Source organism: Polynucleobacter kasalickyi (assembly GCF_900176405.1).
GTDB classification, from domain to species: Bacteria; Pseudomonadota; Gammaproteobacteria; order Burkholderiales; family Burkholderiaceae; genus Polynucleobacter; species Polynucleobacter kasalickyi.
Window position 1 is genome coordinate 103,366 of record NZ_FWXJ01000001.1, and the last position, 13,623, is coordinate 116,988.

At 44.3% G+C, this 13,623-nt stretch carries 11 protein-coding genes; 10 read left to right on the forward strand and 1 reads right to left on the reverse strand.

Annotated features, from left to right (window positions below; translation table 11 throughout):
• Position 1: 1 nt before the first annotated feature.
• Positions 2-1,027 carry a Bug family tripartite tricarboxylate transporter substrate binding protein gene (locus B8983_RS00500; protein ID WP_084281901.1) on the reverse strand — a complete coding sequence of 342 codons (1,026 nt, stop codon included), beginning with the start codon at positions 1,025-1,027 and terminating at the stop codon, positions 2-4.
• A gap of 97 nt (positions 1,028-1,124) precedes the next feature.
• On the opposite strand from B8983_RS00500, the gene B8983_RS00505 reads away from it, so the two are divergent.
• The 10 genes from B8983_RS00505 to B8983_RS00550 all read left to right on the forward strand — a co-directional run bounded on the left by B8983_RS00505 (position 1,125) and on the right by B8983_RS00550 (position 13,619).
• The gene (locus tag B8983_RS00505) at positions 1,125-2,354 is read left to right on the forward strand and encodes an alpha/beta hydrolase family protein (RefSeq protein ID WP_084281902.1); all 1,230 of its coding nucleotides are present in this window, start codon (positions 1,125-1,127) and stop codon (positions 2,352-2,354) included.
• A gap of 73 nt (positions 2,355-2,427) precedes the next feature.
• Positions 2,428-3,489, forward strand: coding sequence for a Bug family tripartite tricarboxylate transporter substrate binding protein (locus tag B8983_RS00510; RefSeq protein ID WP_084281903.1), 1,062 nt, complete (start codon positions 2,428-2,430; stop codon positions 3,487-3,489).
• Positions 3,489-4,496, forward strand: coding sequence for a Bug family tripartite tricarboxylate transporter substrate binding protein (locus B8983_RS00515; RefSeq protein WP_084281904.1), 1,008 nt, complete (start codon positions 3,489-3,491; stop codon positions 4,494-4,496). Before B8983_RS00510 ends, B8983_RS00515 begins: the two co-directional genes overlap by 1 nt.
• A gap of 43 nt (positions 4,497-4,539) precedes the next feature.
• Complete coding sequence (locus B8983_RS00520) at positions 4,540-6,282, forward strand: CocE/NonD family hydrolase (RefSeq protein ID WP_234986830.1); 1,743 nt, start codon at positions 4,540-4,542, stop codon at positions 6,280-6,282.
• A 7-nt stretch (positions 6,283-6,289) separates the two neighbouring features.
• On the forward strand, positions 6,290-7,975 hold the full coding sequence (locus B8983_RS00525) for a CocE/NonD family hydrolase (RefSeq protein ID WP_084281905.1): 1,686 nt from the start codon (positions 6,290-6,292) through the stop codon (positions 7,973-7,975).
• A 39-nt stretch (positions 7,976-8,014) separates the two neighbouring features.
• Positions 8,015-8,995 (forward strand): Bug family tripartite tricarboxylate transporter substrate binding protein, encoded by a 981-nt coding sequence (locus B8983_RS00530; RefSeq protein ID WP_084281906.1) that lies wholly within the window; start codon positions 8,015-8,017, stop codon positions 8,993-8,995.
• Positions 8,996-9,018: 23 nt separating this feature from the next.
• Positions 9,019-10,116 carry a Bug family tripartite tricarboxylate transporter substrate binding protein gene (locus tag B8983_RS00535; protein ID WP_084281907.1) on the forward strand — a complete coding sequence of 366 codons (1,098 nt, stop codon included), beginning with the start codon at positions 9,019-9,021 and terminating at the stop codon, positions 10,114-10,116.
• Positions 10,117-10,141: 25 nt separating this feature from the next.
• Positions 10,142-11,314: an alpha/beta hydrolase family protein gene (locus tag B8983_RS00540; protein WP_084281908.1), complete on the forward strand. Its 1,173-nt coding sequence runs from the start codon at positions 10,142-10,144 to the stop codon at positions 11,312-11,314.
• Between the two features lie 69 nt (positions 11,315-11,383).
• Complete coding sequence (locus B8983_RS00545; RefSeq protein WP_084281909.1) at positions 11,384-12,394, forward strand: Bug family tripartite tricarboxylate transporter substrate binding protein; 1,011 nt, start codon at positions 11,384-11,386, stop codon at positions 12,392-12,394.
• Positions 12,395-12,410: 16 nt separating this feature from the next.
• Positions 12,411-13,619, forward strand: a complete 1,209-nt coding sequence (locus B8983_RS00550; protein ID WP_084281910.1) for a CaiB/BaiF CoA transferase family protein — start codon at positions 12,411-12,413, stop codon at positions 13,617-13,619.
• Positions 13,620-13,623: the final 4 nt, after the last annotated feature.

Genomic DNA, 13,623 nt, shown 5'->3' on the forward strand with positions numbered 1-13,623 from the left:
CCTAATCGACTTGTAATTGAATAGATTTGACAATATTTGCCCAGCGGGCTACTTCAGACTTCAAGAAGAGATTAAAGTCCTCCGGTGAATTACTTGCCACCGGAATAATTAATTGCTTCTTAAATGCTTCTTTTACTTCTTCAGATTTTAAAGCTTCTACAACCGCAGCGTGTATTTTAGCAATCACGGCAGGCGGTGTTTTCTTCGGCGCAAATAAACCCTGCCAAGCATTGGTGCCAATACCGGGGTAACCTACTTCACTCATGGTCGGAGTATTGGGTAATTCGGCTAAACGCTTATCCGTAGTGACTGCCAGAGCGCGTAAGTTACCAGCGCGAATCATTTCGATCACAGAGGAGGCGTTAATAAACGCAATTTGTACATCATTACTAATCATTGGAATGAGAAATTGTCCAACTCCCCCGTTATAAGGGATATGGGTCATATTTAAGCCGGCTGCTTTTTCTAAGGTAACCATATCGATCATCGAATAAGAACCAGTTCCTGGTGAGGCGTGATTGACTTTTTGAGGATTATTTTTAATATAAGTAATGGTCTCAGCAAAAGTTTTTGGTTCTAATTTAGCGGATGAGACTAAGATATGTGGGATGGTTGCCAGAATAGAAATGCCTGTTAACTCATCCTCTGGCTTGAATTTCATTTTCTTTTCAAACACGGTTTGATTTAAGGCATTGGTTGATAAATTCCCCACAAATAGTGTGTAACCATCGGGTGCTGCTTTGGTCATCGATTCCATCGCAATGAGTCCACCGGCACCAATGCGATTTTCAACAATCACCGGGTTATTCAAAATTTGCGAAACTTGTTTGGCAACAATTCGCGTCACGGTATCAGTGGCCCCACCAGGTGCGAGTGGCACCACAAATTTAATCGGTCGATTTGGAAAGGCTTCTTGAGCAGAAATATTTGGCAGGTAAGCGCTTGTTAACGCAACCATTACCAAGCTTGCTGCAGAAATTTTGCGGTGAAAAAAAGTTGATATAGGTACTATTTTTGCGAGCTGCATGATGGTTGTCTCCAATTTAGACCTTGACAAGTCTTTTATATATATTTAAAAATGTAATACAAACTATAAAAGATTTTAATAAAAATGTGGGGACAAAATGATTAAAAAGCTCAGAACTGAGCGGGATAATCAGCAGTGGATGCTGGATCTCGCCCTTAATATGCGTGGTCGCGTACAAAACTTCGAAAGAGACGACGCAGAAGTACCTGCTGGTAAACGTGCCAGAAATTACCGGATGTACCCAAAAATTTGGCGCGAAGCCGGTGAGCGGCATGAGCGACTCGCTAAACTTGCCCAAGAACGTGGGGCCCATTCTTCGGCTACTTACCACTTTGATCATGCGATTGAAGCGTATCGTATGGCACAGCACCCCATTTATTTTGATGATCATCCTGTTAAAACATATTTGTATGGCAAGTTAACCGAGATGGTTGACCTTCGTACTAAGTCTGCACCTTATCCAATTGAACGTGTTGAGGTTGAGTTTGATGATGGTAAAACGATTTCTTGCTTACTCCACTTGTTACCAGATCGTCGCCGTGCGCCAGTGGTGATTTATGTGCCAGGCATGGACCAAACCAAAGAAGTATTTCCAAAGGCATACCATAACATTGGTATTGAAAGAGGCTTCCATGTGCTTGCAATGGACGGTCCAGGACAAGGTAACTCAAATATTCAAAAAATTCGTGCGGTCGGTGATAACTACGAACGTGCTGGTGCTGCGGTCATTTCCTATCTTAAAACGCGCCCTGAAATTGACGGCGATAAGATTGCGATTTACGGGATTAGTATGGGCAGTTACTGGTCACTTCGCTTATCGAGTTATGACCACCGAGCTGCAGTAGTGGTTTCTTCGGTCGCTTGTTTTAACCCTAATAATACGATCTTCACGGTATCTTCTCCACGCTTCAAACAAATGTTCATGTACATGGCAGGCTATGACGATGAAGAGCGCTTTGATGAAGAAGTGGCGAAGGGTATGACAGTGCGTGGCCATTTAGACAAAATTAAATGCCCAACCTTGTTAGTAACTGGTGAGTTTGATCCGCTCTGTCCATTAGAGGAAGCTGTGGAAGCCTTTGAAGATTTAAAGGTGCCAAAAGAAATGTGGGTCTTTGAGAATCAATACCACCCACTATGGAGCATTTCTAACCTAGGTGGCATGGACTGCCATGATTATGTTTTCGACTGGTTGCAAGGCTTCTTTAACGGCACGAATCAACCCACTACAGAAGGTAAAGTTGCTTATATTAAAGAACATGGGGATGGTCCATGGTGTGATAACGAATGGGAGCCAACCGTCGGCCGAGGACAAGCTTATTTTTAAGTAGTAGATGTAAATCGTCAATAGTAGCAAGCACACAAAGTAGTACAGACCAAAAAATAGAGAGGCATGTGTGATGAGCAAGACATTTGAAGAGTTGATCCAGATTGATCAACAGCGTCGCTCCGCGCTAAATTTCGCAATGAAGTTTGGCGTGGCTTCGGTCGCATCAGGTTTTGGGATCCAAGACGTATTGAGTCAAACGCAAACTCCGGCTCAGGGTCTGTCTGCGTTACCACCCAATTGGCCAAACAAACCCATTAAGCTGATTGTGCCGTTTCCTCCTGGAAATACCCTGGATATCGTGGCAAGATTTGTTCAAACCAAGATGTCACAAGAGTTAGGGCAAAGTGTTTATATCGAAAATATCGGTGGCGCCTATGCGCAGATTGGGATGGCAGCAATTGCTAGAGCTAATCCCGATGGTTATACCTTTGGCGCTTCGCAAGGTGGCCCGATGGTAGTTCAACCCCATACTGTTAAAAATTTACCCTACGATGTATTACGTGATTTTATTCCTGTAGCCGTTTCAGCATGGAACTATAACGCTCTAGCAGGATCTCTAACCGCACCCTTTAAAACTTTATCAGAGATGGTGACTTGGGCACGTGCCAACCCTGGCAAGTTAACCGTTGGTACCACGGGTGAAGGTGGCTTTGCACACTTATGGTTTGAGGACTTTAGAAGGCAAGCAAAATTCGAATATACCCATGTTCCTTATAAGGGGACCGCAAATATTGCCAGCGATTTAGTCTCTGGCACCATCATGGCAGGAGCGGATGGAATTTCTGGCTTTGCGGGACTTGCCAAAGGAGAAAAGATCCGAATTGTGGCAATCACCAACTCAACAAAAGTGGAGCAGTGGCCTAACGTGAGTTTGTTGGGTGACGTCGTACCTGGCTTTGCCGTGAACGGCTGGTTCGGCTTTGTCGCTCCTGCAAAAACGCCCATGCCCATTGTGCATCGATTAAATCAAGCAATTAATGCAGCAATGAAATCACCCGAAGTCCAAGAGAAATTACCTAGCTATGGGCTCATTGGTGTCACGGAATCCCCTGAATATTTTGATCAACTCAATCGTAAAGACTATGAACGATATGGTGCGATTGTAAAAGCAATAGGACTAGAGGCTAAATAATGAATCGTATGATCAAAAGAAGTGTATCGACTGTCTTCCTGTTGGCATTCAGTCAGCTATTTGTGATGCAAGCTCAAGCGCAAAATGAAAGTAGCGCTGGCGCTTTTCCAAATAGAGTCATTAAGATTATTGTGCCGTTTAATGCGGGTGGGCCAGCGGATGCGCTTGCTCGACCATTAGCTGAGTCCTTGAGTAAAAAATTAGGTACTGCAGTGATTGTCGAAAATAAACCAGGCGCTAATGCTGCTATTGCTTCACAGTATGTGGCGAAATCGAATCCAGATGGCTATACCTTACTCTTTGCGAGTGATGCAGGCATGTCCTTGGCACCTGCTACACAGAAGAGTCTACCGTATGATCCTGCCAAAGATTTTGCTGGCGTCACGATGGTTGCGCAGTTGAGTCAATTATTATTTGTGGGGAGTAGTTTCCCAGCGAAATCGGTGCAAGAATTACAAGCTATTGCCGCAAAAACACCGAACTCCGTGGTCTATGCTTCGATCGGTATGGGAAGTCAAACGCATGTGGCGATTGAATCATTAAGTCGCACCTTAAACATCAAAATGACACATGTTCCTTACACAGGGGCACCACCAGCCATTACCGATATCGTCGCTGGGAATGTGCAGGTCATGATGTCCACGGTAGCGGGTCCCTTGTCTTTTATTAAAGCTGGCAAAATTCGGCCTCTCGCTATTGCTGGCCCAGAAAGAAACAAATCTTTACCGGACGTCCCTACCTTTGCTGAGGTTGGTTTCCCCAATTATGAGTCGCGTGGTTGGTTTGGAATCGTTGCGCCAGCGAAAACACCACTAGAGGTCACCAATTTATTAGCGAAGCACATCTGGGAAATTGTCCATTCGGAGGAGTATGTCTCCAAGGTGATTGACTTTAATGGCTTTGAAGTTGCCAAAATTCCCCCTGCTGATTTCAGTACTTTTTTAGTAAAAGATCGGGTCAAGTGGAAAGGGTTAGTCGCTCAAATGGGTGACGCCATCAATAACTAATTGCAAGAAAACAAATAACTATTACTGACAAGAAAGAAGACTTATGAATTTGATGAAAAGTGAGATACGTGACGGGATGCAGATTGACTGGGACGCACCGATTTTAATGAAAGACGGCACCGTGTTGAGAGCTGATGTCTTTAGACCGATTGGTGATGGCAAGCATCCAGTCATCATTACTTACGGTCCTTATGCGAAGGGACTTGACTTCAGAACTGGTTATAAAAGTCAGTGGTCCAGGTTAGAAGAAGCGGTACCTGAAATCTTGACAGACACTTCGAATAATTACCAAAACTGGGAACTAGTCGATCCTGAGGTCTGGGTACCTGATGGCTATGCTTGTGTCCGCGTTGATTCCAGGGGTGCTGGTAGATCTCCTGGCGTGATTGATTGCTGGTCGCCACTCGAAACTGAAGATTTTCATGAATGTATTGAATGGGCTGGTACGCAGAACTGGTCCAATGGTAAGGTCGGCGTAAACGGTATTTCTTACTATGCGATGAACCAGTGGACCGTGGCAGCCACTAAACCAAAACACTTGGCCGCATTATGTATTTGGGAAGGATCCTCAGATTTCTACCGTGAACTATGTCGCCATGGCGGTATTTTGAGCGACTTCTTGGGCGATTGGTTCCCAAGGCAAGTGGTGAGTGTGCAACATGGCGTTGGTGATCGTGGCGCCAGAAATATTATTACGGGTGATACAGTCTGCGGACCAGAAACACTCACTGATGCAGAACTAGCCGCAAATCGCGCTGATCCTGATATGCAAGCGCTACATCATGAATGGATGGATGAGTTTTATGTGAACCGCTCCCCCGACTTTTCTAAAATTGATGTGCCATTATTGTCTGCCGCCAACTGGGGTGGTCAAGGTTTACATACGCGTGGAAACTTTGAAGGATATTTAGCAGCAGGCAGTTCGCAAAAATGGTTAGAAGTTCATGGTGATACGCATTTCACGCATTTTTACAGTCGTTATGGGGCTGGTTTACAAAGACAGTTTTTTGCACACTTTTTAAAAGGTGAAAACTCTGGTTGGGAAAATCAACCGAAGGTATCCCTTAATATTCGCTCACCCGGTGAAAAATTTGAGTTACGTGCAGAAAATGAATGGCCACTCGCTCGCACGCAATGGACGCCCTATTATCTCGACCCGGCCTCGATGGAAATCAATCCAGTCAGCCAAACCGCAACCACCACCCTGACCTACGATACACAGAGTGATGGCATTACCTTTTTAACGCCAGTACTTGATCAAGATGTCGAAATTACGGGTCCAGTTGCTGCCAAGGTTTGGCTATCAGCACAGACGAATGATGCAGATATTTTCTTAGCCTTACGTCTGTATGATCCAAGTGGGGTTGAAGTAGCATTTATTGGTTCGAATGACCCACGTACACCAATCGGTTTGGGCTGGTTAAGAGCTTCACATCGCAAAACTGACCCAAATAAATCAAAGCCCTATCGTCCTTGGCATACCCATGATGAAGATTGGCCACTGACACCAAACCAACCGGTTGAATTAGATGTGGAAATTTGGCCAACTTGTATCGTGATTCCTGCTGGCTATCGACTTGGTTTAAATGTACGTGGTAAAGATTATGAATATGACGGTACAGATGCTGGTGTTGCCCATGCGCCTTACCCGATGAAAGGGGTTGGTCCTTTCTTACATCGCAACCCTAAAGATCGTCCTGCTGATGTGTTTGGTGGGAAAAATACCCTACATTTCTCTAATGAAATGAAACCCTACTTACTTTTACCTGTTATTCCAAAGAAATAAGAACCCTATGAACTCAAGTACAGCATACGAAATCCAAGAGCACCCCCATTTTTTATTAGAAAAAAATGTGGATGTGACGATGCGCGATGGCGCTTTGTTAAAAGCAGATGTTTTTCGCCCAAAAGGGGATGGTAAATATCCAGCCATTCTAAATTTAGGCCCTTATCAAAAAGATAAATTGTGGGTGACTCCGCCTACTCTAGAAGAGAAGGGGAATGAATTTATGAATTGGGAAACAGTGAATCCTGAAATTTGGATTCCTGAAGGCTATGTGAGTGTCCGCGTCGATGGCCGTGGCTCCGGAAAATCACAGGGTCAATGTGATCCTTGGTCAATGGCTGAATCAATTGACTATTATGATGCGATTGAATGGGCTGCCCAGCAACCTTGGTGTAATGGGAATGTGGGCTTATTAGGGATCTCCTATTATGCGATTAATCAGTGGTTTGTTGCCAACCAACAACCACCGTCACTCAAAGCGATTATCCCTTGGGAAGGCTTTGCAGATATTTATCGCGACGGACTCTATCACGGCGGTATTTTGAGCGTGTTTATGACCAATTGGTTTACAGCGCATTTATTACATCATCAACTCGGACGGGCATCGCAAACGGTGGCCAACCCTTGGGAACGGAATGTGCTTGGGAATTGGTTAGGTAATAACTTAGATACTGGTGCCCTGAGTGGCGCTCAAGCGGATTGGGAAAAAATTAAAGTGCCATTTTATTCGGTAGGTAACTGGACTGGTATGGGTCTGCATCTACGTGGCAATACCGAAGCATATATGCTCAGTCCTAACAAAAATAAAAAACTAAGAATGCAAAATGGCTCGCACGTCCATCCGTTTTATACCGCTGATGGTCGTGCCGATCAAATGCGCTTTCTAGATTATTGGCTCAAAGGGATTGACAATGGTGTGATGGACGAACCACCAGTGAAGTTAGCGATTCGTCATGGTGGCGACAAGATTGTCTGGCGGAATGAAAATGAATGGCCAATTGCTAGAACCCAGTGGACCAAATGGTACCTTGATGTACAAAATGTGAATCCAACAGCGGTCCCGCTCAAAGGGGCGATTGCCTCAAGTAACCCTAGCGTTGAGGCGCAGTGTTCTTATGCCGCGACCGGCATGGGCTCCATGGGATCAACATCGGCCGCGTCTTCCCAAGTCATGGGTGGCGGCATCAAGCCAGATATGGGGGTTTCATTTGTGACCGCACCGATGACTGAAGAGGTAGAAATTACAGGTCCACTTAGCGCTACCTTATGGGTATCGAGCTCATCGGAAGATATGGATCTCTTTTTGACCATTCGTCATTTCGATGAAAATGGTCAAGAGCTTTTAGAGACAGGTCAGCAAGGATCTCCCGTACCTGTTGCCAAGGGTTGGTTGAGAGTTTCGCATCGCGAGCTGGATACTGAAAAATCATTGCCTTATCGTCCCTACCATCGCCATCAACGACGCTTACGTTTAACACCTGGTGAAATTGTCCAAGTGCAAGTAGAAATTTGGCCAACTTCGATGGTCTTTGCCAAGGGACATCAATTACGTTTAGATGTGCAGCCAAGGGACGGTATTGGTAGTAGTGGTTATTTGCACTACCATGCGGATTACAACACGGGTACGAACACAATTCATACCGGTGGTCAGTATGAGTCGTTCTTGTTCTTACCAATTATTCCGAAAGTTTAATAACGCAGTTTTTTCATGATCGAAGAAAGTGAGTAAAACATGAAGCAATTATTGATGTTGGTGATGTACCTTTGGGTTCCATTCTCATTTGCGCAAGATGCTATTACGAACTTTCCGAGTAAACCTGTCCGCCTAGTAGTAACCACGGCGGCAGGTGGTGGATCGGATGCGATTGCCCGCCCTTTGGAGCAGAAATTCTCTGAGTTTTTGGGCCAACCAGTCATTATTGATAACCGACCAGGTGCATCAGGCATGATTGCCATGGACCATGTGGCGAAATCTGCACCCGATGGATATACGATTGTTTTTGCCACCACCGGTACGATTGCGACGAACTACGCACTCAACCCAAAAATTCCCTACGATCCTCTGAAAGATTTTGCACCAATCACTCGAGTTGCAGATACCTATTTAGCTTTTTTAATTAATCCTAAATTAGGGGTTAATACCTTAGAAGAGTTTGTGGCTTTAGCAAAAAGTAGAGAAAAAATTAACAAACCACTCACTTTTGCTAGTTATGGCGTCGGTAGTTTTGCCCAATTGGTTACAGAATGGTTTAGTACCATTGCTAATATTAAGATGATTCATGTTCCCTACAAAGGGAGTGCACCAGCGATGACTGACTTGATTGGTGGTCAAGTAGATTGTTTCATTGATACGCTTCCTTCCTCGATGCCATTTATTAAGAGCAAGCAAGTCAAGGCGATTGCCGTTGGCTTAGAGAAGCGTGGAGAAGGTGTACTGGCAGAAATTCCAACCTTTACTGAAGCTGGATACCCAGAATTTAAACCGGTTGCTTGGTGGAGTTTATTAGCACCTGCCGCAACGCCAAAACCGATCGTGGCAAAGTTGCAGCAAGCAGCCGCAAAAGCATTGCAATCCCAAGAGGTCAAGGATCGCTTTGCCCTTGCACTCGCTACGCCAATTGGCAATAGCTCCGAAGATTTTGGCAAATTCATGAAAAGTGAAGTCGATACGTATGTCAAAGTCGTGAAGCAAGCGAACATTAAGTTGGACTAGACCGTCTTTAGAAAAATACCTTGATGAACCTGCCTTTATTATGCCAACCAAAGACGCTTTCAAAGTGGCTGAATCATCAGCATCACTATGCTCGTTTGACGAATTATCTAGGTTTAGTGATGGCGCTTGGCATCATGGGGATTTGGCATACGGCTCTCGCGCAGTCCAATAACCTCAATCCTGCTAGTAGTGTTTCCTCAACTAGCACCACCAGTCAAACTTCGAATTATCCCAATCGACCTGTCAAAATTATTGTACCGTTTACAGCTGGTGGGCCCACTGATGTGCAAGCTAGGTGGGCTGCAGAACAACTCAGTAATGCACTAGGTCAAGCCTTTATTGTCGAAAACCTCGCGGGAGCAGGTGGGGTTACTGGAACCGATAAAGTCGCTAAGAGTCCAGCTGACGGATATACCTTGCTCGCTGGTAATCCAGGACCATTGACCGTCGCGCCTGGCATTAAACAACAAATGCCTTATCAAACCTTAACGGACTTTGTACCTATTATGTTGATTGCTAGAACTGCTAGTTGTTTGACAGTTCATCCTTCAGTCCCTGCCAAGAACGTAAAAGAGTTTATTGCCTACGCTAAAGCAAATCCTGGCAAAGTCAATTATGGCTCGCCTGGTGTTGGGACGATTGGTCATTTGGGGATGGAACGCTTTAACTATCAAGCGGGTATTAGTATGAACCATATCCCTTATAAAGGCACTTCACAATACCTGAATGATTTAATTGCCGGTCATATCCAAATTGCGATTACGCAATTGGCCGGTTGCATGACGTATGTAAAGCAAGGTAAGTTAGTTGCGATTGGTGCTACTGCCGAGAAACGTTCTACTTTAATGCCTGATTTACCTTTAGTCGCTGAGCAAGGCCTACCAAATTATGCCAGCTACAACTGGAACGGTATCCTAGCCCCCAAGGGGACACCAACGGCAATCACACAAAAAATCTATGAAGTTTTATCCCAAAAGATGGCACTCAAAGAAAACCAAGAGTTATTTACAAGTCAGGGGCATGAGCCCGGGAATTTAACACCAGATGGTTTTAGAAATTTCTTACAACAAGATTTAAATAGAAATACGGAACTCGCAAAAGTTGCCAATATTCACGAATGAACCATTTATTTTTTAGGAACTGAACATGTCAGAAAAAAAAGATCCCCCATATTTTATGTATTTTCCTGGCAATTACCGCTGGTCTGCCGCCTTTATTAATATGCTCAGCGCAGCACCATATGGTGGCTCTGAAATCGGTGAGTTACATAAAATTGGTACCAAATTAAAAGGGAAATCTGCCGATGATGATGAAGCTTGGTTTACTGCGGTAACTGAAGTGGCGGATGGTGTACGTGCCTATGCTGAACAATTTGCCAGTAAAAATTATCAGGTTTCAGCCGCTCATGCTTATCAGCGCGCAGCTAATTATTATCATATGGCGGAGCGTTTTAGAACGCCTAAGGACGCACGTGCTTTAGATGTGTTTCAACGTGGTATTGATTGTTTTAGAGAGTTTATCAAACACACAGATTACCAAATTGAAATCGTTGAAGTTCCTTATGAAGATGGTAGTTTGCCCGGCTATTTTGTTCATGCCCAAAATAGTAAGCGTGAGAAAAATCCTTGTATTGTCTATTTTGATGGCTTAGATGTCACCAAGGAAATACAGTTTATGCGTGGGGTGCCTGATTTAGTCAAGCGTGGATTCTCGGTACTGATTATGGACGGTCCTGGCACGGGTGAAGCCATTCGTTTAAGACAAAAATATTTACGTTATGACTATGAGGTAGCGGGTAGTGCTTGCATTGATTATTTAGAAACTAGAGCCGATGTGAATGTCGACAAAATTGGGATTGTGGCGATTAGTCTGGGTGGTTATTATGCCCCTCGCTGTGCGGCGAAAGATACACGTTACAAAGCTTGTATCGCCTGGGGAGCGCAGTGGGACTACTATCAAACCTGGAAAGGACGTATTGAAGCGCAGTTTAAAACCTCTTTATCGGTGCCAGGTCATCACATTAATTGGATTTTAGGCGTTGACACCTTAGAGCAATCTTTAGAAGTCCTAAAGCCATTTACTTTAGATGGTGTCATGCAAGAAATGACTTGTCCATTTTTACTAGTGCATGGTGCGGAGGATGAACAAATTCCACTAGCGGATGCGCAAAAACAATTTGACGCTTGTGGCTCGAAAGATAAAACCTTCCGAGTGTATACAGCGGAAGAAGGCGGGTCGCAACATTGCCAAAGAGATTACTTAACCCTCGTGGTGGCTGATATGTGGAACTGGTTTGAAGAAAAACTCATGAGAAATTAAAGCGCTCTTTGCATTGAACCAAGGCACCCAAGAGATAACCTTAGAAATATAATAATTGGAGACATAAAAATGATGGTGAATCACACTTTTTCAAGATCGAAGTTACTCATAGCCATGTTACTCATGGCAGGACACGCGGCATATGCGCAGTCTAATGCGACGCCTAATGCCCAAGCTATTAAAGATTTTCCGAATCGAACGATTAAAGTAGTAGTACCTTATGTTGCTGGCGGGCCCATGGATTTTATTGGGCGATACTTGGATCAGAAATTACAGCCTGCTCTAGGCCAAACGATGATTGTTGACAACCGCCCAGGAGCTGGCGGGGCGATTGGTACAGATATTGTTGCCAAATCACCAGCGGATGGCTATACCATTTTGAACACTTCCTCGAGTCATGCGAGTTTACCGGTTGTGAGTAAATCGCTACCTTATGACCCAGTGAAAGATTTGCAACCTATCACGCAAATTGCTAATAGTGTTGGCTTCATTATTGCGGTTCGTAATGACCTACCAGCGAAAAATTTACAAGAATTTATTGCTGATGCGAAAGCAAATCCTAATAAATATAACTTTGGCTCAGGTGGCGTGGGCAATGTCATGCAGTTTGCCGGTGAGTATTTCAATACGAGTGCAGGCATTAAAACGCAACATATTCCATTTAAGGGCGTCGGCCAAGCGATTACAGAACTTATGGCAGGCCGGATTGACTTTGTATTAGGCCCCGGTACCGGTCTTTCCACGTATATTAAAGCCGGAAAAATTAAAGCATTAGCCATCACTGCTAAAAAGCGCTGGTCAGAACTCCCTGATGTACCGACTGCCGATGAAGCTGGACTAAAAGATTTTGCCTATATTCCATTTTACGGCTATTGGTACCCAGCGGGTGTGCCAAAAGAAATCGTTAACAAAATGCGGCTAGAAATTGTCAAAGTATTAGAACAGCCTGAAACTAAAAAAGCGTTTTTTGACCAAGGTTTTGAGGTGGTTGGTTCTACCCCAGAAGAGTTCTCAAAAGTCATTGCCAATGAAATTGAACTCAATAAGCGTTTAGCAACAAATATCAAATTTACTGAATAATTTATAAAGAAAAAATATGTCATTACCTTTAGAAGGAATTAAAGTTATCGAACTCGGCAATTTTATTGCTGGACCCTTTTGCGGGATGTTACTCGGCGATATGGGTGCTGAGGTGATAAAAGTTGAAAGACCAAAAAATGGCGATCAAACCCGCGCCATGCCACCGATGGTCAATGGCCATAGCGCAAGTTTTGCAGCGCTGAACCGTAATAAAAAAAGTTTGGTTTTAGATTTAAAGCAAGCAGAAGCGATTGAAATCTTAAAAAAACTCGTCAAAGAATCCGATGTTTTTTTAGAAAACAATCGTCCTGGCGTTTTAGAAAAATTAGGCCTAGGTGCGGCGGACTTAAAAGCAATTAATCCAAACATTGTGTATGTATCAGCTTCTGGTTTTGGTCAAACAGGACCCCATCGCAAGCGTGCGGGCGTGAATTTAATTGTCGAAGCATTTTCTGGCACCTTATCCGTCACTGGCGCGCCAGGGGAGATGCCGATGCGTCCCGGGATTCAGACAGCGGATATTTTTGGTGCTCTGTTTGCTACCTACGCAGCCTTAAGTGGTTTGATTAGTGTCTTAAAAGGGCGCGGCGGTAAAGTTGCCGATGTCTCTTTAGTTGAGGCTTCGATTGCAGCGGCTGCTTGGGAAACGGCTTATTACCTCGCCACGAATGATGTTCCTGAGCGAATGGGAAATCAACATCGTTTAAATACACCCTATCAGTTATTTGAGACGGTTGATCAGGAATACTTGGCAATCGGCACGCCGAATGATGAGTTATTTAGACGCTTTATGGTGGCCCTTGAATTAAGTGAACACCTCACGGATCAACGTTTTTCTAGTTATGTGCTACGTAAGGAAAATGAAGCGCACCTATTAGCCATTGTTGAACCGGCAGTGTCTAGAAGGGCATCGGATGAATTAGAAGCGCTCTTAATGCAAGCGGGAGTACCATGTGCTCGCATGAATAATATTAAGGAAGTATTTGAAGACCCACATATTATTGATCGCAAGGTGGCCGTAGATATTGAGCATCCGGTGATGGGCAAAATGAAAGCAGTTCGTAATCCTGTTTTATTTGAGGAAGGTAGTCCAACGATCAGACTGCACGCACCTAGTCTGGGTGAGCATTCAGCAGAAATATTACAAGAACTCGGCTATACCGCAGACCAAATCCAAACCTATGCGCAGCAGGGTGTCGTGTTATTGCATCAGCCGCAGCATTAATTTT

Coding starts and splice junctions, on each gene's coding strand:
- B8983_RS00535 (WP_084281907.1), top strand. CDS start 9,019: ATGAACCTGCCTTTATTATGCCAACCAAAGACGCTTTCAAAGTGGCTG.
- B8983_RS00540 (WP_084281908.1), top strand. CDS start 10,142: ATGTCAGAAAAAAAAGATCCCCCATATTTTATGTATTTTCCTGGCAAT.
- B8983_RS00510 (WP_084281903.1), top strand. CDS start 2,428: ATGAGCAAGACATTTGAAGAGTTGATCCAGATTGATCAACAGCGTCGC.
- B8983_RS00515 (WP_084281904.1), top strand. CDS start 3,489: ATGAATCGTATGATCAAAAGAAGTGTATCGACTGTCTTCCTGTTGGCA.
- B8983_RS00550 (WP_084281910.1), top strand. CDS start 12,411: ATGTCATTACCTTTAGAAGGAATTAAAGTTATCGAACTCGGCAATTTT.
- B8983_RS00545 (WP_084281909.1), top strand. CDS start 11,384: ATGATGGTGAATCACACTTTTTCAAGATCGAAGTTACTCATAGCCATG.
- B8983_RS00520 (WP_234986830.1), top strand. CDS start 4,540: ATGAATTTGATGAAAAGTGAGATACGTGACGGGATGCAGATTGACTGG.
- B8983_RS00505 (WP_084281902.1), top strand. CDS start 1,125: ATGATTAAAAAGCTCAGAACTGAGCGGGATAATCAGCAGTGGATGCTG.
- B8983_RS00530 (WP_084281906.1), top strand. CDS start 8,015: ATGAAGCAATTATTGATGTTGGTGATGTACCTTTGGGTTCCATTCTCA.
- B8983_RS00525 (WP_084281905.1), top strand. CDS start 6,290: ATGAACTCAAGTACAGCATACGAAATCCAAGAGCACCCCCATTTTTTA.
- B8983_RS00500 (WP_084281901.1), bottom strand. CDS start 1,027: ATGCAGCTCGCAAAAATAGTACCTATATCAACTTTTTTTCACCGCAAA.